Annotated in this window: 22 protein-coding genes; 10 read left to right on the top strand and 12 right to left on the bottom strand. The window is 67.6% G+C overall.

The features are described 5' to 3' along the window. Position 1 precedes the first annotated feature (1 nt). Positions 2–1783, top strand: a complete 1782-nt coding sequence (locus RPIT_RS05525; RefSeq protein WP_077341411.1) for a PTS transporter subunit EIIC — start codon at positions 2–4, stop codon at positions 1781–1783. A gap of 43 nt (positions 1784–1826) precedes the next feature. Here the strand turns inward: RPIT_RS05525 and RPIT_RS05520 are convergent, their stop codons facing one another. The 5 genes from RPIT_RS05520 to RPIT_RS05500 all read right to left on the bottom strand — a co-directional run bounded on the left by RPIT_RS05520 (position 1827) and on the right by RPIT_RS05500 (position 5935). Then, positions 1827–3719 (bottom strand): excinuclease ABC subunit UvrA, encoded by a 1893-nt coding sequence (locus RPIT_RS05520; RefSeq protein WP_226996345.1) that lies wholly within the window; start codon positions 3717–3719, stop codon positions 1827–1829. Positions 3720–4023: 304 nt separating this feature from the next. Beyond that, positions 4024–4347 carry a single stranded DNA-binding domain-containing protein gene (locus RPIT_RS05515; RefSeq protein WP_077341409.1) on the bottom strand — a complete coding sequence of 108 codons (324 nt, stop codon included), beginning with the start codon at positions 4345–4347 and terminating at the stop codon, positions 4024–4026. A 7-nt stretch (positions 4348–4354) separates the two neighbouring features. Further along, a complete protein-coding gene (locus RPIT_RS05510; protein ID WP_162274505.1) occupies positions 4355–5044 on the bottom strand; it encodes a DUF3710 domain-containing protein in 690 nt (229 codons plus the stop codon). Between the two features lie 16 nt (positions 5045–5060). Next, entirely contained in the window at positions 5061–5498 is a 438-nt protein-coding gene (dut, locus tag RPIT_RS05505; RefSeq protein ID WP_077341407.1) for a dUTP diphosphatase, read from the bottom strand. Next, positions 5495–5935, bottom strand: coding sequence for a DUF3093 domain-containing protein (locus RPIT_RS05500; RefSeq protein ID WP_162274504.1), 441 nt, complete (start codon positions 5933–5935; stop codon positions 5495–5497). The genes dut and RPIT_RS05500 overlap by 4 nt, the downstream gene beginning before the upstream one ends. Positions 5936–6000: 65 nt before the next feature. Between RPIT_RS05500 and RPIT_RS05495 the strand changes: the two genes are divergently transcribed. After that, on the top strand, positions 6001–6294 hold the full coding sequence (locus RPIT_RS05495) for a DUF4235 domain-containing protein (protein ID WP_077341403.1): 294 nt from the start codon (positions 6001–6003) through the stop codon (positions 6292–6294). 25 nt (positions 6295–6319) lie between these two features. On the opposite strand, the gene RPIT_RS05490 is transcribed toward RPIT_RS05495, so the two are convergent. Then, entirely contained in the window at positions 6320–6616 is a 297-nt protein-coding gene (locus tag RPIT_RS05490; RefSeq protein ID WP_077341401.1) for a DUF4193 domain-containing protein, read from the bottom strand. A 178-nt stretch (positions 6617–6794) separates the two neighbouring features. On the opposite strand from RPIT_RS05490, the gene sepH reads away from it, so the two are divergent. Next, on the top strand, positions 6795–7757 hold the full coding sequence (gene sepH, locus RPIT_RS05485; RefSeq protein ID WP_077341399.1) for a septation protein SepH: 963 nt from the start codon (positions 6795–6797) through the stop codon (positions 7755–7757). Positions 7758–7799: 42 nt separating this feature from the next. Here the strand turns inward: sepH and RPIT_RS05480 are convergent, their stop codons facing one another. The 5 genes from RPIT_RS05480 to RPIT_RS05460 form a co-directional block, all read right to left on the bottom strand. Then, positions 7800–8459, bottom strand: a complete 660-nt coding sequence (locus tag RPIT_RS05480; RefSeq protein WP_218121564.1) for an Ig domain-containing protein — start codon at positions 8457–8459, stop codon at positions 7800–7802. A gap of 87 nt (positions 8460–8546) precedes the next feature. Next, positions 8547–9197, bottom strand: coding sequence for a thymidine kinase (locus RPIT_RS05475; RefSeq protein WP_077341397.1), 651 nt, complete (start codon positions 9195–9197; stop codon positions 8547–8549). Next, on the bottom strand, positions 9190–10443 hold the full coding sequence (locus RPIT_RS05470) for a glycosyltransferase family 4 protein (protein WP_077341395.1): 1254 nt from the start codon (positions 10441–10443) through the stop codon (positions 9190–9192). The genes RPIT_RS05475 and RPIT_RS05470 overlap by 8 nt, the downstream gene beginning before the upstream one ends. Next, the gene (locus RPIT_RS05465) at positions 10440–11555 is read right to left on the bottom strand and encodes an alkaline phosphatase family protein (protein ID WP_077341393.1); all 1116 of its coding nucleotides are present in this window, start codon (positions 11553–11555) and stop codon (positions 10440–10442) included. The genes RPIT_RS05470 and RPIT_RS05465 overlap by 4 nt, the downstream gene beginning before the upstream one ends. Beyond that, positions 11555–12118, bottom strand: coding sequence for a DUF5998 family protein (locus RPIT_RS05460; RefSeq protein ID WP_226996344.1), 564 nt, complete (start codon positions 12116–12118; stop codon positions 11555–11557). The genes RPIT_RS05465 and RPIT_RS05460 overlap by 1 nt, the downstream gene beginning before the upstream one ends. 36 nt (positions 12119–12154) lie before the next feature. On the opposite strand from RPIT_RS05460, the gene RPIT_RS05455 reads away from it, so the two are divergent. The 3 genes from RPIT_RS05455 to RPIT_RS14925 are packed head-to-tail and all read left to right on the top strand — an operon-like array spanning position 12155 to position 16172. After that, positions 12155–13195 carry an App1 family protein gene (locus RPIT_RS05455; RefSeq protein ID WP_077341391.1) on the top strand — a complete coding sequence of 347 codons (1041 nt, stop codon included), beginning with the start codon at positions 12155–12157 and terminating at the stop codon, positions 13193–13195. Positions 13196–13206: 11 nt separating this feature from the next. Then, positions 13207–15657 carry a DNA gyrase/topoisomerase IV subunit A gene (locus RPIT_RS05450; protein WP_093664799.1) on the top strand — a complete coding sequence of 817 codons (2451 nt, stop codon included), beginning with the start codon at positions 13207–13209 and terminating at the stop codon, positions 15655–15657. Positions 15658–15680: 23 nt separating this feature from the next. Further along, on the top strand, positions 15681–16172 hold the full coding sequence (locus RPIT_RS14925; protein WP_093664797.1) for a beta-class carbonic anhydrase: 492 nt from the start codon (positions 15681–15683) through the stop codon (positions 16170–16172). Here the strand turns inward: RPIT_RS14925 and RPIT_RS05445 are convergent. Continuing rightward, entirely contained in the window at positions 16169–16873 is a 705-nt protein-coding gene (locus RPIT_RS05445; protein WP_077341389.1) for a FadR/GntR family transcriptional regulator, read from the bottom strand. The two genes, RPIT_RS14925 and RPIT_RS05445, sit on opposite strands and share 4 nt — an antisense overlap. A 129-nt stretch (positions 16874–17002) precedes the next feature. On the opposite strand from RPIT_RS05445, the gene RPIT_RS05440 reads away from it, so the two are divergent. Genes RPIT_RS05440 through RPIT_RS05425 form a run of 4 tightly spaced genes read left to right on the top strand, consistent with a single transcriptional unit; the run spans position 17003 to position 21592 of the window. Next, positions 17003–18697, top strand: coding sequence for an L-lactate permease (locus RPIT_RS05440; protein WP_226996343.1), 1695 nt, complete (start codon positions 17003–17005; stop codon positions 18695–18697). Positions 18698–18711: 14 nt separating this feature from the next. Beyond that, the gene (locus tag RPIT_RS05435) at positions 18712–19464 is read left to right on the top strand and encodes a (Fe-S)-binding protein (RefSeq protein WP_077341385.1); all 753 of its coding nucleotides are present in this window, start codon (positions 18712–18714) and stop codon (positions 19462–19464) included. Continuing rightward, complete coding sequence (locus tag RPIT_RS05430) at positions 19461–20936, top strand: LutB/LldF family L-lactate oxidation iron-sulfur protein (protein WP_077341383.1); 1476 nt, start codon at positions 19461–19463, stop codon at positions 20934–20936. Before RPIT_RS05435 ends, RPIT_RS05430 begins: the two co-directional genes overlap by 4 nt. After that, the gene (locus tag RPIT_RS05425) at positions 20933–21592 is read left to right on the top strand and encodes a LutC/YkgG family protein (protein WP_077341381.1); all 660 of its coding nucleotides are present in this window, start codon (positions 20933–20935) and stop codon (positions 21590–21592) included. Before RPIT_RS05430 ends, RPIT_RS05425 begins: the two co-directional genes overlap by 4 nt. Positions 21593–21626: the final 34 nt, after the last annotated feature.

Genomic DNA, 21626 nt, shown 5'->3' with positions numbered 1-21626 from the left:
CATGAGTGCTGCACAAGAGATCGTCAACTCCGTCGGCGGCGCCGACAACATCATCAGCCTCACCCACTGCGCCACGCGGTTGCGGTTCCAACTCCGTGATGCCAGTTCCATCGACGTGGCTGAAGTGGAAGGCATCACCGGCGTTATGGGCGCCGTGCCGCAGAGCGGGGAGCGCTTCCAGATCATCATGGGCGGAGGCGTGCAAAACGCCTTCAACGACATCAACGCTCTGCCGGAGATGTCTGCTAAGCGGCCGCTGAGCGACGACGAGCTGAAGGCCTCAGCCCGCGCTGGCGGCGTCCGGGGCCGGTTCTCCTGGGTGGATTCCTTCTTCGAGTTCCTCTCAGACTCCTTCCGCCCCATCCTCGGCTCGCTGCTCGGCGCCTCCCTGTTCATCACGTTCATGGCGCTCATGTCCACATTGGGCGTCATTGGCAACTGGGCCGACCCGCGCACTGAGCTGCCACCGTCGTGGGCATTCGTCAACCTGCTGTGGCAGTCGGTTTTCGTGTTCCTGCCGCTGATGGTGGCCTACAACGCCTCCAAGAAGCTCAACGCCGACCCTTGGGTGGGCTTCGCGATCATGGCGTTGGTCATGTTGCCGGGCTTCACCAGCCTCGGCGAGTCGGACGCCGCCTACACCGCCGTCATCGCGGGCAGCGAGGTCACCCTCATCGACATCTTCGGGGTGCCGCTGACGGTGTTCGGTTACTCGTCGCAGGTGTTCCCGCCGCTGCTGATGGCGGCGGTGCTCGGCCCGCTGTACAAGCTGCTCAAGCGGATCATCCCGGAGAACCTGCAGCTGATCTTCGTGCCCTTCCTGGCCATGCTGATCATGCTGCCGCTCACCGCCTTCCTGATCGGCCCCATCGGCGTGTTCATCGGCGCCTGGGTGGCCGGCGGCTTGGCGGCCATCAACGGCTTCAGCCCGTTCATCTTCGCGATCCTCGTCCCGTTGGCGTACCCGTTCATGGTGCCACTTGGCTTGCACTGGCCCCTCAACGCCGTGATGCTGCTGAACATCGCGGAGCACGGCTCAGACTTCATCCAGGGCCCGATGGGGGCCTGGAACTTCGCGTGCTTCGGCGCCACCGCAGGAGTGCTGGTGCTCGCGTGGCGCGACAAGGAAGTCCAGATGCGCCAGACCGCAACTGGCGCGCTCGCAGCGGGCCTCCTCGGCGGCATCTCCGAGCCCAGCCTCTACGGCATCCACCTGCGGTTCAAGAAGATCTATCCACGCATGCTCATGGGGTGCCTCGTCGGCGGCCTTGTGCTGGGCTTCGGCGGCAGCGTCACCACCAACGCGTTCGTCTTCACGTCCCTACTGACCATCCCCGCCTTCAGCAACATCGCCTTGTACGGCGCAGCCGTCGCGGCTGCCTTCTTCACCTCGATGCTCTTGGTCATCATCTTCGACTACCGCACGCCGGAGCAGAAGGCCGCCGCGCGCCGCGCCACCGGCACCGCCGACGAGGCCGAGCAGGCCACCGTCGAGACCAAGGTGATCGTGGTGGGCGACGTGGAGACCAACCAGGCCAAGCAGTGGGTGGCCGCTCTCGGCGGCGAGGACAATGTCTCCGCAGTCGAGTGGGTGGCCGAGACCCGCGTGCGAGTGCAGTTGAAGGATTCAACTCCAGTCGACGTCGAGGCGCTGGCACGAGCCGGGCTCCCAGCGGCGGTGCAGGTTGCTGACGACACCTGGCACCTCATCGCGGGCCCCGAGGCGGAGCTCTATGCCACCGCGATCAACCGCAGGTTGGGGTCGGTAGCTTTGGTCTCCTGAACCCACGACGAGCACGATGTAGGCGAGACGCCGTCAGGCTCGGCTACCGAGTGAGGTAGGCCGCCAAGTGCTGGCCGGTGAGCGTTGACCTGTCCCTCACCAGCTCCGCGGGGGTGCCCTCGAAGACGATCTGGCCACCGTCGTGGCCCGCCCCAGGGCCTAGGTCGATGATCCAGTCCGCGTGAGCCATGACGGCTTGGTGGTGCTCGATCACGATCACCGAGTTGCCGGAGTCCACCAGGCCGTCCAGCAGGGCGAGCAGTTGCTCGACGTCTGCCATGTAGACCGAGCCCTTCTCCGCCATCGCAACGGCCAGCTTCAGCCGCTGGCGCTCGCCCCCGGACAGGGTCGTGAGCGGTTGGCCCAGGCTGACATAGCCCAGCCCTACGTCGCTCAGGCGGCGGAGGATTCTCTGCGCCGCCGGTGTCCTGGCCTCGCCATCGGAGAAGAACGCCGCCGCCTCGCTCACGGACATCTCGAAGACATCGGCGATGCTCCGCCCAGCCCATCGGTGTTCCAGCACCTCCTGCTGGAAGCGGCGGCCCTGACACTCCTCGCAGGGGGTGGTGACAACGTCCATGAAGCCGAGCTCGGTGTAGATCACCCCTGCGCCGTTGCAGGCGGGGCAGGCACCTTCCGAGTTCGGGGAAAAGAGCGCAGGCTTGGTGCCGGTGGCCTTCGCGAAGCCCTTGCGGATGGGCTCCAGCAGGCCTGTGTAGGTGGCGGGATTCGAGCGCCGCGACCCCTTGATGGCCGTCTGATCGATGGAGACGACGCTGGCACCCTTGGGCAGGGACCCGTGCACTAGGGAACTCTTGCCAGAACCCGCGACTCCGGTCAGCACGGCCAGGACGCCGAGGAAGATGTCGACGTTGACGCCCTTGAGGTTGTTGGTGGTGGCGCCCCGGATCTCCAACGCGCCGCTGGCGGTGCGTACGGTCTCCTTCAACTTGGCCCGGTCGTCGAAGTGGCGGCCGGTGAGTGTGTCGGCGCTGCGGAGCTCCTGAACTGTGCCCTCGAACATGATCTCGCCGCCGCGGATCCCGGCGTGGGGGCCGAGGTCGACGACGTGGTCGGCGATGGCGATCGTCTCCGGCTTGTGCTCCACGACGAGCACGGTGTTTCCCTTATCGCGCAGGCTCAACAGCAGCGCGTTCATCTTCTCGATGTCGTGCGGGTGCAGGCCGATGGATGGCTCGTCGAACACGTAGGTGACGTCGGTGAGGGCCGAGCCGAGGTGGCGGATCATCTTGGTGCGCTGAGCCTCGCCGCCAGAAAGCGTGCCCGACGGCCGGCTGAGGGCTAGGTAGCCGAGCCCGATCCTGACGAAGGAGTCGAGCAGCGCCTGCAGAGTCGCCAGCAGCGGCGCGGCCGACGGCGCCTCGACGCCGCGGATCCACTCCGAGAGGTCGCTGATCTGCATGTCGCAGGCATCCGCGATGCTGACTCCGTCAATCCGCGAGTTGCGGGCATGCTCAGCCAGCCGGGTGCCGGCACACTCAGGGCAGGTCTGGAAGGTGACCGCCCGTTGCACGAAGGCACGCACGTGAGGTTGCAGGGCCTCTGGGTCCTTGCTGAGCATCGACTTCTGAATCTTGGGAACCAGACCTTCGTAGGTGACGTTGACGCCGTCGACCTTGATCTTGGTGGGCTCCTTCCAGAGGAGGTTGTCGAGCTCCCGCTTGCTGAAGTCCTTGACCTTCTTCTCGCTGTCGAAGAAGCCGCTGCCCAGGTAGCCGCGCACGTACCAGCCATCGGGCGTATAGCCGGGCACGGTGATGGCGCCCTCGGTCAGAGTGAGGCTGTCGTCGATGACCTGAGTGAGGTCGATGTCCTCGACTCGACCGCGGCCCTCGCAGCGGGGGCACATGCCACCCACGAGCGTGTAGGTCTTGGCCTCCTTCTGTGTGCGGCCCGCGCGCTCGGTCTTGATCATCCCGGAGCCAGTGACCGACGGGACATTGAACGAGTAGGCCTGCGCTCCACACCATCCCGGGCGAGATACCCAACCCCCGTGCGACTTCCCGGGCACTGAGCCCCTCAGCCAACCCGGCAAGGGCAACCCCACGCTTCTCCGCGACCGACACAACACATCCCCTTCAGATCTGTTGCACTCACCCCCTGAACTCGCGGGCGTGTCGCGTCGTTGACCCATCTCATTCGCTCAACTCGCGCAAGCCTAGGGCGCCGGCGGTCCGGTGGACCGCGTCAGGTGATCAGTTCGAACTCGGGGTTGTAGATCACGAGATCGCGGCCGTCCTGGGCGAGCCGCCCCGCACCTCAAGCTTGCGCCCCGGGATGAGGCACTCGATGCGGCTGCGCCCCATCCAGACCAGCCGCACCACGCCTGAGCCGTCGCTCAACTCCGCCTCCAACCAGCCGTGGTCGGCATCGGAGGTCACCGAGGTCACCGTGCCCCGAAGGGTGACGCGGGAGCGGGGTGCGCAGGTGCCCAGCGTGTCCGCGCCCGCCTGGGTGGCCTCGGCTCGAAGGTCGCTGGCCTCGAGTTCCTCGTGGGAGAGGAAATAGCGCCGCAACCTCTCCAGCACCGGGCGCTTGCTCATCGCAGCTTCAGGATTCCTGCTGCGGAACCCTCATCGGCAGCAGGCTGCCCGGTGCCGCGGGGGTCGTACCGCGGCGCACCACGACATTGCTGAAAAACTCCGTCAGGGCGGTCTGGGCCTCGTCGTTGTCAGGTTCGAAGGTCGCCTTGCCCAGCAGGACGCCGCGCAGCACCCACCCGGGCCCGGGCACAAGCCAGGTACGGGAGAGGTGCATGGCGGGCTTGCCCTCCCCATCCTTGACGGGGAGGGCACGGCGGATCTCCGCCCCGAACGGGCCGCGGACCACCTGCGCCTTTCCGCCCTGCTTCTGCGTCACCTGCAGCACCTCGTCGCGGATCTCTCCGGCCATCGACGACTTGGCCGGGCCGGCGAAGACAGCCACCTCGAGGGCGGACTGTCCGTCGCCCACGAGGATCGACTGCACGATCTCCCGCTCCCGATCCACCTGCAGTTGCAGGGTCATGCCCTCGAAGGGGGTGAGCACCAGGGTGTCCAGGTCGAGCCGTTTGATCTCATCCTCGTCTGCGCTGAGGTCCACCTCGTTGATGTCGAACGGCCCCTCGTCGCGGTCGAACTCGGCATCCCAGCGGGCAGCGTCATCCAGGTCGTCCACCGGGGGTGCCACCTCGTCCGGGCTCTCCGGTGAGACGGGAGACGCCGTCTCCGGGGTCTGCTGCTTCTTACGTCCGAAAATCACTGTGCGTTCTACTTCCCTAGAGGACGAGGCGGGAACTGCCACCGGTCGATCCGTGGCCTTCCTCGCCCCGCTCGGTCTGATCAAGGATAGCCACCGACGTGAAGGTGGCGGTTACGAAGGGCACCACGACAAGCTGTGCGATGCGGTCGCCGGCGGCCAGGTGGATGGGGGTCGACGGGTCGAGATTGATGAGGCTGACCATGATCTCCCCGCGGTACCCCGAGTCAATGATGCCCGGGGCGTTGACGATGCTGAGCCCCGCCCTGGCGGCCAGTCCCGAGCGCGGCGTCACCAGACCGACGTGCCCGTCGGGGATGGCCACCGAGACTCCGGTCCCGACCAGCATCCGCTCACCAGGGCTGAGCGACACGGCCGCCGTGCAGCGCAGATCGGCCCCTGCGTCGCCGGGACGCGCGTACGAGGGAAGGTACTCCCCCACCGTTTCGACGATCACCGAAGAGCCTCGACCGCTGCCGCCAACTCCTGCGGCCTGCGCGTGCTGACCAACCAGTGGGGATGGGGATCGGCCGTATCCGCGACTTCGATCCGGACGACGTCGCGCACGAACGGGCGGGTGAAGAGGAAGGCCCTGCTGTCCGACTCCGGGCCCAGTGCCCGCCGCGCAGCATCGCCGCACAACGCCTCGGCACCACCGATGTAGGCGGCTTCAAGGTGGTTGCGCCCCGCCCTCACCGCTCCGTTCTCGACGGCGATGAGGGTCCGACTGTAGGCCACGAGGAAGAGGCCGACGCCAACCAGACTCAGCAGGGACACGGCCAGCGCCGGCACCGTGTCCATCGAGAAGAACACGACCACGGCGATGCTGGCCACGAACAGGAATCCGATAACGCCCCACCACCACGGAATATGAAGTCGTTCTCGATAAGTCACCTGCCACACTCTAGTACCCGCTCCGGCATAATGGTCGGTGGCCAGGCCCCTCGAAAGGACTCCTCATGGCAATGACTGAAAAGGTTCTCTGGAAGATCTACGCGGGCGTCGTGGGCGCCGTCACGACGTTGGTGGCCCAGAAGGTGGTGACCAAGGTCTGGGAGGCCTCCACCGGCGACAACCCGCCCGATCCGAACGATCCCGACGTGCCCCTGACCAAGGCTCTGATCTGGGCCACCGCGAGCGGTTTGGGCGTCGGGATGACCCAGCTGGCCATGAACAGATTCGTTCAGCGCCGGTGGGTCTCCAACTTCGAGCACCGCGCCCCGGGGAAGCTCGTCTCCCGCTTCAACATCTGACGGTTGTGGACGGGACTGGGCTACCTCAGACGCAGTCGACGCAGTAGGGCTGTCCGTTCTTCGTTTCGGCCAACTGACTACGGGACTTCACGAGGAAGCACGAGGCGCAGGTGAACTCGTCGGCCTGGCGCGGCAGCACCCGGACCGTCAGCTCCTCGTGGGACAGGTCGGCCCCCGGCAGTTCGAACGACTCGGCCGCCTCGACCTCGTCCTCGTCCACCTTTCCGGAATTCTTGTCGTTGCGGCGAGACTTCAGCTCCTCGAGGGAGTCCTCGCTCATCTCCTCGTCGGTCTTGCGGGGAGCGTCGTAATCGGTAGCCATGGTGTGAGTCCTTTCAATGCCGCGATCGCGCATATGTGTACCACAAGACGAGGGCCACTGCGCGGTTGCTCCGCAGTATCTCGACCATTGTGCACCCGGCACGCAATAGCGCTCCCACCTGCGACGACGCGACGCTGGTAAGTTAAGCGCGAGAAGCACCCGACGATGACGAGGAAATATGGTCAACGCCCTCACCCCACGTGAGATCCAGGCCCGGATCCGTTCGGGCTCCTCGGTCGACGACGTGGTCGCTGAGACCGGCATGTCGACTGAGCGGATCGAGGCCTTCGCCGGCCCCGTGCTGGCTGAACGCGAGCACATCGCTTCGGCTGCCCAGTCCGCAACCATCCGCCGGCGAGGCGAGGCCGGCTCGCACCACCGTTTGCGCGAGATCATCGCTGAGCGGCTGAGCAGCCGCGGCATCGACTCCGACGCCATCGAGTGGGATGCCTGGCGCCAGAACGACCTCAAGTGGCGCGTCGTGGGTCGGCTGGGCGAGGGCGACGACGCCCGGACTGCGGAGTTCATCTTCGACCCCAAGGGCCGCTTCTCGGTCGCCCACAACGGCGACGCCCGCTGGCTCATCGGCGAGGAGCCCCCCGGCGCGGCGCCGGAGGAGGAGAACACCGTCGATTTCTCCGACGAGTTGGCGCTGGTGAGGGCCACGCACGAGACGCAGCCTGACGACCAGCCCGGCGACGACGTGCCCTCCTCGGCGCTCATGCACGACTCCAACGAGGACACCTCGCAGCTGGATCGTCTCTACGACATGTTGAGCGGGATCAGCGAGGACTCGGTGCGCATCTACACGGGCATCATGAGCCCGGCCGAACCCCTCCCCGACGATCAGACCACCCCGGTGGAACCCCCGCGGAGGCAGCCCCGGAGCCCCCCGCCGCCGCCCCGGAGCCTGCACCGGCCGAGGAGCCCCGTTCCGAGGATGAGCCCACCCAGGAGCCCCTGGTCGACACCGGCCCCGCCGTTCCCAAGCCGCGCGCGAAGAAGCGCCGCGCGCAGGTGCCCTCCTGGGACGAGATCATGTTCGGTGGGCCCAACCCCTAGTTCGCTCGCTCCCTGCCTGAGACCCGTGGGCCGGGAGCAAGTGGCCCGAGACAAGGGAAGGCCCCCGCAGCTCATCTGAGCTGCGGGGGCCTCCTCGTGTCAACGGCTACCGGGTCAACGGCTACCGGGTGTAGTTACCGAAGAGCACGATGTTGTTGAACACCCACTTGTTCTCCTGACCGAAGGTATAGCCACCGCTCGCCTTGGGGCTGGCCACGTAGACGGTGGTCAACCGGTACGACCGGCAGCCGTTGCTGCCCGTGGCCTCCGTGTCGCACTCGGTGCGCCACTTCGCCTGATCGGTGCCGGTGAAGTAGCCGGTGTAGCCGAGCGGATTACCGGCCCACTGCTCACGCTTCATGAACGGCAGGTAGGTGAGGTTGTTGAACGCCCATCCCCGCTCGATCGTGAACGTGCTGCCGGTGCGCTTCACAACGCTCGCCCAGATCTCAGTGCGGCACCGCTCCGTCCGCGAGTAGGGCTCGCAGGTGGTCATCCCCTGACGCCCGTTGTGCGTGTGCGCGCCCGGCGTGGTGTGGGGAATCGTGCGCTGGAACTTCTCCGCAACCGGAGGCGTCGGCGTTGTGTCCGCTGCCTCGACCGTGATCGCGAACGAGACGCTCGCGTCGTTGCCTTCGGCGTCGGTCACCGTCACGGTGACGGCGTAGGTGCCGGCCGTGGTCGGTGCGCCGGACATGTCGCCGGTGGCCTCGTCGATGTCAATCCCGTCAGGAAGCTCGGGAACGTTTCCATCCTGACCGATTGGTCGCAGGGACGACACCGCGCCGGCGCTATTGACCAGTCCAACTGCGCGATTGTGGGTCCAGCACCTTGTGGGCCGGTGCTCGGCGTGCGCGGTCGGGCCGGGTCAGAAGTTCTCGGGGTCGAACGGCAGCGGGTCCGGGGAGAGCGTGGCCTTGGCTCTGGTCGCCGTCATCCGGCGACGGTGGTGCGCCCGGCAGAGGACTTCGTAGCGAACCTCGCCGCCACTGGCGGTGTCCCCCACGACGACCTGCGAACCCTCGGTGACCATGAGTCCGTCCACCGTTCGCGCGTTGTGCGTCCCGCGCGCGCCGCACCAGCAGAGCGGCCCCAGCGGCAGGGTCTCGACCCTGTCCGCAAGCTCGATCAGGCGCTGGGAGCCGGGGAACAGCCTGGTCCGGAAGTCGGCCAGAATGCCGAAGGCGTAGACGTCCAGCTGCAGTTCGTCGGCGATGCGGGCCAGCTGATCGACCTGCTCGACCGAGTAGAACTGGGCCTCATCACACACGATGTAGTCCACTCGCTGCCCGCTGGTCAGCTCGCCGATGATGTAGCGCCAGAAGTCGAACTCGGGCTCGACCTCGAGCGCCGAGGCGGTCAGCCCCAGGCGGGAGGTGATGACCCCCGTGCCGGACCTGTCCTGCGAAGTGAACACCCGACCCTTGCGGCCGTGCGCCGATTGAATGTAGTCGAGCTGCAGCGCCATCGTCGACTTGCCGCAGTCCATTGGGCCGGTGTGGAAGACCAGTTCAGCCACGGGTTGCCTTTCTCTGGATCGCCTCCGCATACGCATCGAGGTAGGCCGCGGCCATGACGTCTGGCGAGAGCTTCTCGACCAGCTCCGCGGTGGCAGCGGAGTACCGGGCGCGGGTCTGCTGGTCCGCCATGGTGATGAGCCCCTGGGCCAGCGAGCGATGGTCCGGCTCGGTGAGGAGCGCCGACTGGGCGGTCAGGCCCGTGGTGAGGCGATCATCGCAGTAGACGGTCGGCAGGCCTGCCAACGCGGCCTCCACGATGACCATCGGCTGGACATCGAAGCGATAGGAGCTGAGCACCAGAGCGTCGGCATTGGCGAACTCGCTCGCCAGGGCGTGACGGTCGCTGAGATGCCCGCGGAAGTCGATCCGGGGGTGACTCCCGGCTTCCGCCTGGAGCCGACGCCGCTGATCGCCGTCGCCGACGATGACCAACTCCGCGTCGGGCAAGTCGGCCTCCTTGAAGGCCCTGATGAGCACGGGCAGCCGCTTCTCCGCCGAAAGCCGGCCGATGCTGAGGAATCGCACGCCTTCCGACCCGCGCTGCCGCCTCGTCGCGCCAATGGCGTCTCGCATGGTGCGGTTGTACGCGTTGGGGATCGCCACCCCGCCGATGGCCTTGCCCACCGCCCGCTCGATGTTGTCCAGCATGTACTGCGCGGGGCTGGTGACGAGATCGACGTGCGCCGCGATCCACCCGTACGAGCGCCAGTCCATGCGGGAGAAGAGGTTGTGCGAATCGATCTCAGGGCTGAAGGGCGGCAGGGAGGCGTGGAACCGCGGGGCCCGACGAGTGGCCTTCGCGAGGGCGCGGGTGGTGAGCACCTCGTGCGCCAGGGTGCCCCAGAAGGAGGCGAAGGGGAGCACCGCGTGGGTGCCCGCGATGTTGGCGTGGAAGGTGTGGACGTGCGGGATTCCCTGCAGGCGCGCGACCCTGGCCCCCAGGACGACGGCGCCGCGGTCGGTCTGCGAGTGGACCACGTCGAACTGCGCCAGGCGCGAGATCCGTTCAGCGCGGCGCTCTGACCAGTGCAGGACGCTCAGGTGCGACGGCAGACTGTCGTGGTGAAGCGTCGGGCATTCGATCACGCGACATGTCCGCGGCTTCTCGAGGTGGCGATCCGGCACGATCAGCGTCACGTCGACGCCGCGGTGCGACAACTCCTCCGCCTGGGTCTGCACCGACCTGCTGATCCCGCCGGAGGCCGGGAAGAAGTCGTCGATGAGGATGGCGACGCGCAGGCTCACCCCGCACCGCCGTGGATGAGGAGCGGCACCTCCATCTCAGCGGCGGTCAGCGACCCGTGCATACCGACGAGACTGAACTCCCCTGGCGTGCCGTGGCTCATGAGCGCGAAGTCGCCTGTCATGGCGGCAACCACGTCTCCGATCCGAGCCGCGGACATCCCGGACACCTGAGCACCGAACCACCCCGCGTCGATGGCGTCCTCCCGTCGGAGGACGTGCGCCCGCTCCCCGAGCACGCTCTCCCACGCCCAGGCCAGTGCCCGCGGATCCTCCCCGTAAACGTGGCGGAACCTCGGCTCACCGCCGAGGTGCTGATATCCGCCCAGCCTCGATTCGTCCTCCACGATGAGGCGCGACGCCTCGGGAACGTTGATCATCCCATGGTCCCCCGTGACGAGGAGACACACATCGTCGGGCAGAGTGTCGAGCAGATGGGCGACGAGGTCGTCGACGATCGCGAGGCGCTCCAGCCACTGCCAGGAACCCACCCCGTGGCTGTGGCCGTCGGCGTCGAGCATCCGTTCGTAGCAGTAGACGACCTCCGCAGCACCGAGGGCCTCGGTGACCAGGCCGGCGAACTGCCCCGCATCCCCCTCGGCCGCAACCGGGAACAGGCTCGTCCCGGTGAAGGCGAGCCTGGTCAGCGCGCTCCCCGCGAAACGTCCCAGCGTCACCGCGCCGCTTGCGTGGCCGGTTGTCGCGAGCCGCTGGAACACGGTCGGCATCTGGGCGAAGCCTTCCACGTCGTCGGGACCGCCCTCCCAGGTGAGAGCATTGACCACCCGGTGGACGACGGGCTCATAGAAGCTGTATCCGACGATCCCGTGCTGGCCGGGCGTGGCACCGCAGCCGAGCGACGTGAGCGACGTGGCGGTCGTGGAGGGCACCGAGCAGGTCAGCCGCTGAGCCCTGGGCAGCAGGGAGGCCATCGTCTCGGCGTGATCGGCGTACTCGTGCAGCTGGTGCCAGCCGAGGCCGTCGACGAGAAGCAGCACGTACCTGCGTGCCGCGGGCAGGTGCAGGGTCGGCTGACCGCCCTCCAGCCGCGCCGCGATACTCGGCATGACGTTGGCCAGCGCCAGATCGTCGTAGCGTGGGTCGACGAACTCCATCAGCCGATGGCGCCTTGCAGCCGCGACCCGAAGGCCACCAGTCGACGCGCGTTGTCGCCGTCGGCCTGAGGGCTCATCCGCACCGTGATGTCATCGGGCTGGATGACACCGGTGTAGCCGTGATCGGCCTCGCAGTTCGGATCCTCACAGGCCGCCGGGCCCAGGTCGACCCTCCGCGCAGCCCCCCATACGATCGTGAGCCACGCCTCGTTGAGCCCCGCCCGGCGTTCGGGTTCGCGCATCGCGCGCGTCACCACCACCGAGTCGATGGACCGTAGCGCCACCGTCTCGACCGTCGCCAGCGCCTCGTCGCGGGCGCCCTCGCCCTCGTCGATGTGGACGATGATCAACTGCGCGGCCGTCCGCACCAGCACCGTCATGTGCCGGTGCAGCTCATGGCCCGCGAACGTCGCCTCATGCTGGACGAGGAAGTCCAGTGGCTCCCGGCCCGCGAGACCCATCGCGACCGACTCAGCCACGAGGCTCGGATAGAAGCCACACTCGGCGATCTCCGCCACCAGGGTCGGGGGCAGGTTTGCTTCGACGTCTTGGAGCTCAGGCACCCGCCCATTCTGGCACGGTGTACTAACTTTAAGGACATGGCCTCTCGACCCTTCTTCGCCGCCCGACTCGAGGACCGCTTCTCCCGTCTCGTCGGTCGCACGCTCGAGCGCCGCGGCTGGGAGGAGTCGATCATCTCCTACACCGGCTACGGCACATCCGAACAGCTGCGCATCCTCGCGCGGGTGGTGCTACGCCCCTCCGACGACCTCGGGATCGTCCAGGCCGCCTCAGCCCTCATCTACCGCCGCGGCTGGCGCAACTTCATCAACGCGTCGAAGGTGTCACCGCGCGTGACTGTCGTCATCGACGACGTTCGGATCCCGATCGAGGCGGACCGGAACGGCTACGTCGACGTCCGGGTGCGCAACCCCGGGCTGACTCCCGGCTGGCACAACGTGACGTTGGAGGGCGAAGGCGGCGCGTCGGCCGTGGCACCCGTCCAGGTCATCGCCGACGACGTCGACTTCGGCATCGTCAGCGACATCGACGACACGATCATCTCCACGTGGCTGCCGCGCCCCCTCATCGCCGCCTGGAACTCGTTCGTCCTCACCGAGCAGGCCCGCCAGGCGGTGCCGGGGATGGCCCGGCTCTACCAGAAGCTGCTCGCCGAGCATCCGGGCGCGCCCATCATCTTCGTCTCCACTGGAGCATGGAACACCTATCCCATGATCCAGCGCTTCATCGCCCGCCACGGGATCCCCAACGGCGCGATGCTCTTCACCGACTGGGGGCCCACGAACACCGGCTGGTTCCGCAGCGGCCAGGACCACAAGCGCCGCTGCCTGCACGAGCTGGCGCGGGACCTGCCGGGGATCAGGTGGGTCCTCGTCGGCGACGACGGCCAGCACGACCCCGAGCTGTACGCGGAGTTCGCGAGTCTGCGGCCCGAGCACGTCCGCGCCAGGGCGATCCGGCAGCTCACCCCCGGCGAACACGCGCTGGCCCACGGTCTGCCCATGGAGGTGCCGGCGCACGAGGCAGAGTGGGCGCCCGACATGGCGCCGGAGGTGCGTGCACCTGACGGCGACGGATTGGGCGATAAGCTTCGCGAGTTGCTGACCCCACAAGACTAGGAGCGGCCCAGATGGCGAAGCCGACCATCGAGGACGAGATCCTCGAGGAGGAACACATCCTCGACGTCGACGTCACCCAGGAGATGGAGACGAGCTTCCTCGAGTACGCCTACTCGGTCATCTACTCCCGCGCACTGCCCGACGCCCGCGACGGACTCAAACCCGTGCAGCGCCGCATCCTCTACGCGATGGACGACATGGGCATCCGGCCCGACCGCGGGCACGTCAAGTGCGCCCGCGTCGTCGGCCAGGTCATGGGCCAGCTCCACCCCCATGGCGACGGCGCGATCTACGACGCGCTCGTGCGCGTGGCCCAGCCATGGTCGATGCGGCTGCCGCTCATCGACGGGCACGGCAACTTCGGCTCCCTCGACGCCGGACCCGCGGCCATGCGTTACACCGAGTGCCGCATGGCCACCCCCGCCGTCGCGATGACCCGCGGCCTCGACGAGGACACCGTCGACTTCAAAGCCAACTACGACGGCAAGGAGTCCGAGCCCGTCGTCCTGCCCGCCGCCTTCCCGAACCTCCTGGTCAACGGCGCCACCGGCATCGCGGTGGGCATGGCCACCAACATCGCCCCCCACAACCTCATCGAAGTCGTCGCCGCCCTGCAGCAGCTGCTGAAGAACCCCGCCATCGAGCTCGACGAGATCATGCGCCATCTCCCCGGACCGGACTTCCCCACCGGCGGCAAGATCGTCGGTCTCGACGGCATCCGCGACGCCTACGCCACCGGTCGGGGCTCCTTCAAGCTCCGCTCCACCACGCGCATCGAGAAGGTGTCGCCGCGGCGGATGGGCATCGTGGTCACCGAACTGCCCTACATGACCGGCCCCGAGAAGATCATCGAGCAGATCAAGAAGGGAGTCGACGAGAAGAAGCTCGTCGGCATCGCCGACGTCAAGGACCTCACCGATCTCGCCAACGGCATGCGGCTGGTCATCGAGGTCAAGAACGGGATCAACCCCGAAGCCCTCCTCGAGCAGCTGTTCAAGGTGACCAAGCTCGAGGACACCTTCGCGATCAACGCCGTCGCTCTGGTCGACGGCCAGCCGCGCACCCTGACGCTCAAGGAGATGCTCGAGGTCTATCTCGACCACCGCCTCGAGGTCACCCTGCGCCGCAGCCAATACCAACTCGGTAAGGCCGAAGACCGCCTCCACCTCGTGCGCGGCCTCATCACCGCGATCGCCGACATCGACGACGTCATCGCGATCATCCGCAGCTCCGACGACGCCGCCCAGGCCCGTGAACGCCTCATCGGAGCGTTCGACCTCGACGAGACCCAGGCCAACTACATCCTCGACATGCAGCTGCGCCGGCTCACGAAGTACTCCACCATCGAACTGGAGAAGGAAGCAGGCGAGCTCGCCGACACCATCGCGGGCCTCCGCAGCATCATCGACGATCCCACCGTCCTGCGCCGCGTCGTCAGCACCGAACTCGCAGCCGTGGCGAAGGAGTTCGGCACCCCTCGGCGCACCATCCTGCTGGCCTCCTCGGGCAGCCCCGCCGCGACGGCAACGCCACTCGAAGTGGCCGACAACCCCTGCCTCGTGCTGCTGAGCGGCACCGGGCTGGTGGCCCGGACCGATACGGTAGCTGACGTCGTGCCGGTGGGCAGGGCCGCCCACGATGTCATCACCGCCTCGGTGCGCACCACTGCCCACGGCGAGTTCGGCGTCCTCACCAACAAGGGGCGACTGCTGAGGTGCCGCGCCATCGAGCTGCCTACCGTGCCACTGACCGCCTCGGCACCGAGCCTGCAGGGAGGGTCGCTCGCGCAGGAGCTGTGGCCCCTCGAACCGGGCGAGCGTCCCCTGGGGCTGACCAGCCTCTCCCCAGATTCGCTGGGTCTGGCGCTCGGCACCCGACGCGGCGTGGTCAAGCGCGTCAACGCGGAAGCGTTGTCGAAGGACGCCTGGGATGTCATCCGGCTCGAGGACGGCGACGAGGTGGTGGGTGCCACCGAACTGCAGTCGGCCGACCTCAACCTGGCATTCATCACCACCGACGGGCAACTGCTGCACTTCCCCGCCTCCGTGGTGCGGCCGCAGGGCAGGAGCGGCGGCGGAATGGCGGGCATCAAGCTTGGCAGCGGGGCGTCCGTCCTGTGGTTCGGACCGGTCAACCCCTCCACCGACGAGGTCGTCACGATCTCCGGGTCCTCCGATTCCCTTCCGGGAACCGAGACAGGGCTGGCCAAGGTGACGCCGCTCGCGGAGTACCCACCGAAGGGCAGGGCCACCGGCGGAGTTCGCGCCCACCGCTTCCTCAAGGGTGAAGACGCCCTCCTCATCGCCGCCATCGGCCACGCGCCCGTCGTCGCCGCGGCCGGCAGCGGTTCGCCCGTCACTCTCCCATCGGAGTTCGGACGTCGCGACGGCTCCGGCACGCCGGTGTCTCAGCCCGTGGCGATGCTGGCGGGACGCGGCGCCACAGCGGCCGAACCACAGTAGGGTTTGGCCCGAAAGGAGATCTCATGAGCTTTGATGACCTGCTGCAGGCCAACGCCTCCTACGCGGAGAACTTCGAGGACGGCTACTTCGACGGCATTGCCAAGGCCGGTGTGGCCATTGTCACGTGCATGGACTCGCGGATCGAGCCGCTCGGAATGGTGGGCTTGAGGATCGGTGACGCCAAGATCCTCCGGTCCCCCGGCGGCCGCGTCTCCACGTCCGTACTCAACGGGTGCGTCCTCAGCGTCCAGCTGTTGCAGGTGGACCGCATCATGATCATCCCCCACACCCGCTGCGCGATGGCGTCCGGCACCGACGACGACCTCCGCAAGGTCATCTCCGCCAAGACCGGCACGGACGCCTCCTGGTTGTCGTTCGGGGCCAGCCCCGATCAGGCAGGGCGCCTCCGCACCGACGTCGACATGGTGTCGAACCACCCGCTCATCAAGGGCCACGCCGAGGTGGGCGGATTCCTCTACGACGTCGACACGGGTCTGCTCAAGCAGATCATCTAGCCCCCACGGGCGCTGGGCGTCTCGAGGAAGGCACGGTGGGCGCCGCGGATGTGCGCCTCACACCGGTCTGCAGCGAGAGCCCCGTCTCCGAGCGTGAGAGCCTCGACGATCCCGTCGTGCTCGGCGACCAGTCGGGTGCGCAGTTCCGGCCATCCGTCCATCTCCCTCTCCGCCGCAAGGATGTGGAGCGCCACCGCTTCTCGGATGGCGATGGTGAGGTCCCGGATGAGCCGGTTGGCCGCCAATGAGGCGATCGCCACGTGGAACCGCGTGTCGAGCGCGTTGAAGTCCGAGATCTCGGTCGCGCTCACCATCTCCTCGGCGAGGGCTCGGAGCTGCGCCAGTCCCTCATCGCGCCGATGCTCGGCTGCACCCATGGCGGCGGCGCGTTCCAGCACCACGCGCGTCTCGGTGACCTCGTCGAACGAGATGACGTCGAGCGCCACGTGCAGTTTGAGGATCCGCCCGAGCGCATCCCCCTGGCTGCCAGTAACACGCGTGCCGCGGCCGGGCCCGGTGTGCGACGTGATCACGCCCTGAGCCTGGAAGACCTTGATCGCCTCACGCACGGCGCTGCGGCTCACCTCCAGGTGCGCTGCCAGTTCACGCTCGTTGGGCAGCCGTGAGCCCGGCCCGATTCTGCCCTCGAGGATCTCGGTGGTCAGGTGGTCGAGCACGGCGTCAAAGCCTCCGGAACCCATGGGGCCATTGTGTCTCATTCACGACACGCGCACGGACCCCGTCACGTCTTGACAAAGACCGGTGCATCGTGAAAAGGTCAGATCAGACCAACTGGTCTGACCAAAGACGTGGACAATGGAGTTTCACCGGTGCTACTCGATGTTTTCCAGCCCTCGACGAATCCGCTCGGGGCGCAGTGGCTCTCCGCCCTCGTCGCAGCGCTCCCCATCGCCGCAATGCTCATCACGCTCGCGCTGCTGAGGTGGCGGGCGCACGTCGCTGGGCCGTTCTCATGGGCGGTCGCGCTCATCGTCGCCGTGACCGCCTTCGGCATGCCGTTGACGACGGCGGTGGCCACGAGCGTCCACGGTTTCCTGTACGGACTCTTCCCCATCGTGTGGATCCTGCTGACCGCCATCTGGATGTATGAGGTCACGGTGGCGTCGGGACGATTCGATGATCTCCGGCGCACGTTCTTCCTCATCAGCGACGACCCCCGGGTGCTCGGGATGCTCATCGCCTTCTGCTTCGGCGGGTTGTTGGAGGCGCTGGCCGGGTTCGGCGCGCCGGTCGCCATCACTGCCGCCATGCTCGTGGCCATCGGGTTCTCCCCGCTGCGATCGGCCATGATCGCGCTTCTCGCCAACACGGTTCCAGTGGCCTTCGGCGCCGTCGGACTTCCGGTACTCATGGCGGCCAAGACCGGCGGCTTCGACGACGTCCTGGCCATCTCCCCCATCACCGGGCGGATCACGGCCGCGCTGTGCCTCGTGGTCCCGTTCCTCCTGCTCACCGTCATGGACGGCAAGCGGGGCCTGAAGCAGGTGTGGCCGTTCGGCCTGGTGGTCGGTGCAAGCTTCGGCGTGACGAAGTGGATCGTGTCCGCCACGCCGCTGTACAACCTCACCGAGGTTTTCGCCGCCGTCGTCAGCGTCGCGGTGGCCATCGCCTTCCTCAAGGTGTGGCACCCGAACGGCGGCGACGAGGCGACGAGGCGCATCGGGATCCCGGTGGACCCCTCCATCGAGGGGACTGAGCGTCACGTCATGGTGTCCGACGCCGGGGCCACCCAGCTGACCGGCCGGCGGATCGCGATGGCTCTGGTCCCCTACGTGCTGGTCATCGTCGTGTTCGGGATCGCGGCGCTCCCGGCGGTCAAGAGCGTCCTGGTCAGCACCGATGTGAAGCTCACCTGGCCGGGGCTCTCCGAGATGCTCGATGTGGCGGGCAACCCGGCCTCGCACCAGACCTACACACTGGCGTGGGCCTCCACACCCGGCATCCTGCTGGCCCTCGTTGCTGTCGCCACCGGGCTCATCTACAAGATGTCGCTGACGCGGATCTTCCAGGTGCTGCTGGCCAACGTGAAGAAGCTCCGCTTCGCCATGCTGACGATCGGCTCGGTCGTGGCACTGGCCTACGTCATGGGCGACTCCGGCCAGACCCTCGCGCTCGGCCTGCTCTTCGCTGGCGCAGGCGTGGCGTACCCCTTCGTCGCCCCCGTCCTCGGCTACATCGGGGTCTACGTGACGGGGTCCGACACGTCGGCCAACATCCTGTTCTCGGGCCTCCAGTCCGGCGTCGGCGCTGAGATCGGCCCCGGCAGCCACCTCGGGACTGAGGACATGCGGGCACTCCTCGTCGGCTCCAGTGCCGCTGGCGGCGTCGTCGGCAAGATGATCTCCCCCCAGTCCCTGACCGTGGCCGCCACCTCCATCGGCATCGCCGGTGCAGAGTCCGTGATACTGCGCCGCATCATCAAGTGGAGCGTCGTGCTCCTCGTCCTTCTGTGCCTGATCTCAGGCCTGATGTCCACGCCAGTGCTCAGCTGGCTGCTCCCCTGATCGAAAGGCCACTGATGTCCTCCTCACCCCATGTCGCGCTCTTCGCGACCTGCATCACCGACACGATGAAGCCCTCCATCCCGATCGCCACGGTCACACTCCTCGAGCGCCTCGGCTGCCGGGTCTCGTACCCCGAGAAGCAGACCTGCTGCGGGCAGATCATGACGAACACCGGTTACTTCGACGAGGCGATGCCGACCGTCCGCAACTACGTGGCGAGCTTCAGCGAGTTCGACTACATCGTCGCGCCGTCGGGATCGTGCGTCGGGTCGGTCCGGGAGCAGCACCCCATGCTGGCGACGCGTTCCGGCGACGCCGGCCTGGCCCGCGAAGCGTCCTCAGTCGCCTCCCGCACGTACGAGCTCACCGAGTTCATCGTCGACGTGCTCGGCGTCACCGACGTCGGGGCCTACTTCCCGCACCGGGTCACATACCACCCCACGTGCCACTCCCTCCGGGTGGCCAAGGTGGGAGACCGCCCCCTCCGCCTCCTGAGTGAGGTGCGTGGCCTCGAACTCGTCGATCTACCCGACGCCGAGCAGTGCTGCGGCTTCGGCGGGACCTTCTCACTCAAGAACTCAGACGTCTCCATCGCGATGGCCACCGACAAGGCAGACCACGTCGCCGGAACGGGTGCGGAGTACCTCGTCGCGGCCGACCATGCGTGCCTCATGAACATCGGCGGCGTGCTGCACCGGAAGAAGGCCCCCGTCACCACCATTCACCTCGCCGAGATCCTGGCTGCCACCGAGGAGGACCCACGATGACCACCACCGCCCGCCGTACGCCGGAACCCGGCACCTGGCTCGGTATTCCGGCCTTCCCGGAGGCTGCCAAGGCCGAACTCGCGAACGACCAGCAACGCGGCAACCTCCGCCACGCCACGACCACCATCCGCGCCAAGCGGGTCACACGCGCATCCGAAGTCGACGACTGGGAGGACCTGCGCACCGCGGCGGCCCAGATCAAGGACAGGGTCGCCCGGCACCTCGACGACTACCTGATCCAGGCGGAGAAGGCCATGACAGAGGCCGGGATCACCGTCCACTGGGCCCGGGACGCCGCCGACGCCAACGCGATCGTCGCCGACATCGCCAAGGCCAAGGGCGTGGACGAGGTGGTCAAGATCAAGTCCATGGTCACTCAGGAGATCGACCTCAACGAGCACCTCGAAGCCGAGGGCATCGCAGCCTGGGAGACGGACCTGGCCGAACTCATCGTCCAGCTCGGCCACGACCTGCCCAGCCACATCCTCGTGCCCGCGATCCACCGCAACCGCACCGAGGTGCGCGAGATCTTCGCCAGGGAGATGGGTCTCTACGGACGGCCCGCGCCGGAGAACATCACCGACGAACCAGCCGAGCTCGCCGAGGCTGCTCGCCTCCACCTGCGGGAGAAGTTCCTGCGCGCGAAGATGGCGGTCTCCGGCGGCAACTTCATCGTGGCCGACACCGGAACGCTCGTCATCGTCGAGTCGGAGGGCAACGGCCGAATGTGCCTGACCCTTCCGGAGACACTCGTGTCGGTCGTCGGCATTGAGAAGGTGCTGCCATCCCTGCAGGACCTCGAAGTGTTCCTCAAGCTGCTGCCGCGCTCCTCCACCGGGGAGCGGATGAACCCCTACACCTCGTTCTGGACCGGCGTCACGCCCGGCGACGGGCCGCAGGACCTGCACGTCATCCTCCTCGACAACGGGCGCACCAACGTGCTGGCCGATCCGGAGGGGCGGGCGGCGCTGCGCTGCATCCGGTGCTCGGCCTGCCTCAACATCTGCCCCGTCTACGAGCGCGTCGGAGGACACGCCTACGGCTCGCCGTACCCGGGTCCGATCGGCGCCATCCTCGGTCCGCAGCTCCGCGGGCTGGAGGGGGAGAACGAACGCGCCCTACCGTTCGCATCGACCCTCTGCGGCGCCTGCAACGATGTGTGCCCCGTGAAGATCCCCTTCACCGACATCCTCGTGCATCTGCGCCACAAGGCGGTCGAGCACAAGACCGCCCACCACCCCACCGGCGAACAGGCACTGATGAAGGGCGCGGCCTGGGTCATGGCCGACGGTTCCCACCTCGCCACGGTCCAGACCGGCAGCCGCCTGGCCGGCCGGATCTTCAAGAACCGCTGGCTCGGCAAGATGCCCATCCCCCTGGCCGGTCGCTGGCTGAGGGCCCGCGACGTGGAAGCCCCACCCACCCAGACCTTCCGCCAGTGGTGGAAGAAGAACCAAGGAGATCACCGATGAGCGCCCGAGAAGACGTGCTGCAACTAATCCGCCGCGCCACTGCCGACGTGACGGAGCGCAACCCCGACGTCGACGTGCCGGTCGAGTGGACCTACGGTCGAGCACTCCCCACCGCCGACGTCATCGCCGACTTCGTCGAGAAGGTCGAGGACTACAAGGCGGCCGTGCGGCGCTGCCCCGAGGTCGGTGCCGCAGAGACGATCATCGAGGCGCTCAGCGCCCTCGACGCCCGCAGTGTCGTGGTCCCCGACGGCCTACCCGACGCCTGGGTCCAAGCTCTCAGCGGCGCCGGTTTCGAACTGCACCGCGACGAACCTGTCCTCAGCCACGCGCAGCTGAACTCCATCGACGCGGTCCTCACCACCGCAGCCGTCGGCATGGCCGATTCAGGCACGATCGCGCTCGACCACGGCGATGGGCAGGGGCGTCGGGCCCTGACCCTGCTGCCGGACCGCCACATCGTGGTGGTCCGCGAGGATCAGGTGGTCAGCGATGTGCCGGAAGGGATGGCACGCCTGGCCCCTGCGCTCCGCGCGCGCCGCCCGGTCACCTGGCTCTCGGGCGGATCGGCGACCAGCGACATCGAGCTCAGCCGGGTCGAGGGCGTCCACGGTCCCCGACACCTGTCCGTCGTGCTGGTCGCCGGAGCGCAGTGATTCCTCAGCTTGTCGTCCGTGATCCCTGAGCCTG

The organism is Tessaracoccus flavus (genome assembly GCF_001997295.1).
GTDB classification, from domain to species: domain Bacteria; phylum Actinomycetota; class Actinomycetes; order Propionibacteriales; family Propionibacteriaceae; genus Arachnia; species Arachnia flava.
This window is presented reverse-complemented; position numbering and strand designations above follow the sequence as displayed.

What these genes read in the sequence shown, in the direction of transcription:
- sepH (WP_077341399.1), top strand. Translation starts at nt 6,795, where the DNA reads ATGGTCAACGCCCTCACCCCACGTGAGATCCAGGCCCGGATCCGTTCG.
- RPIT_RS05495 (WP_077341403.1), top strand. Translation starts at nt 6,001, where the DNA reads ATGGCAATGACTGAAAAGGTTCTCTGGAAGATCTACGCGGGCGTCGTG.
- RPIT_RS05445 (WP_077341389.1), bottom strand. Translation starts at nt 16,873, where the DNA reads ATGGGTTCCGGAGGCTTTGACGCCGTGCTCGACCACCTGACCACCGAG.
- RPIT_RS05435 (WP_077341385.1), top strand. Translation starts at nt 18,712, where the DNA reads ATGTCCTCCTCACCCCATGTCGCGCTCTTCGCGACCTGCATCACCGAC.
- RPIT_RS05430 (WP_077341383.1), top strand. Translation starts at nt 19,461, where the DNA reads ATGACCACCACCGCCCGCCGTACGCCGGAACCCGGCACCTGGCTCGGT.
- RPIT_RS05455 (WP_077341391.1), top strand. Translation starts at nt 12,155, where the DNA reads ATGGCCTCTCGACCCTTCTTCGCCGCCCGACTCGAGGACCGCTTCTCC.
- RPIT_RS05490 (WP_077341401.1), bottom strand. Translation starts at nt 6,616, where the DNA reads ATGGCTACCGATTACGACGCTCCCCGCAAGACCGACGAGGAGATGAGC.
- RPIT_RS05520 (WP_226996345.1), bottom strand. Translation starts at nt 3,719, where the DNA reads ATGATCAAGACCGAGCGCGCGGGCCGCACACAGAAGGAGGCCAAGACC.
- RPIT_RS14925 (WP_093664797.1), top strand. Translation starts at nt 15,681, where the DNA reads ATGAGCTTTGATGACCTGCTGCAGGCCAACGCCTCCTACGCGGAGAAC.
- RPIT_RS05525 (WP_077341411.1), top strand. Translation starts at nt 2, where the DNA reads ATGAGTGCTGCACAAGAGATCGTCAACTCCGTCGGCGGCGCCGACAAC.
- RPIT_RS05450 (WP_093664799.1), top strand. Translation starts at nt 13,207, where the DNA reads ATGGCGAAGCCGACCATCGAGGACGAGATCCTCGAGGAGGAACACATC.
- RPIT_RS05515 (WP_077341409.1), bottom strand. Translation starts at nt 4,347, where the DNA reads ATGAGCAAGCGCCCGGTGCTGGAGAGGTTGCGGCGCTATTTCCTCTCC.
- RPIT_RS05465 (WP_077341393.1), bottom strand. Translation starts at nt 11,555, where the DNA reads ATGGAGTTCGTCGACCCACGCTACGACGATCTGGCGCTGGCCAACGTC.
- RPIT_RS05425 (WP_077341381.1), top strand. Translation starts at nt 20,933, where the DNA reads ATGAGCGCCCGAGAAGACGTGCTGCAACTAATCCGCCGCGCCACTGCC.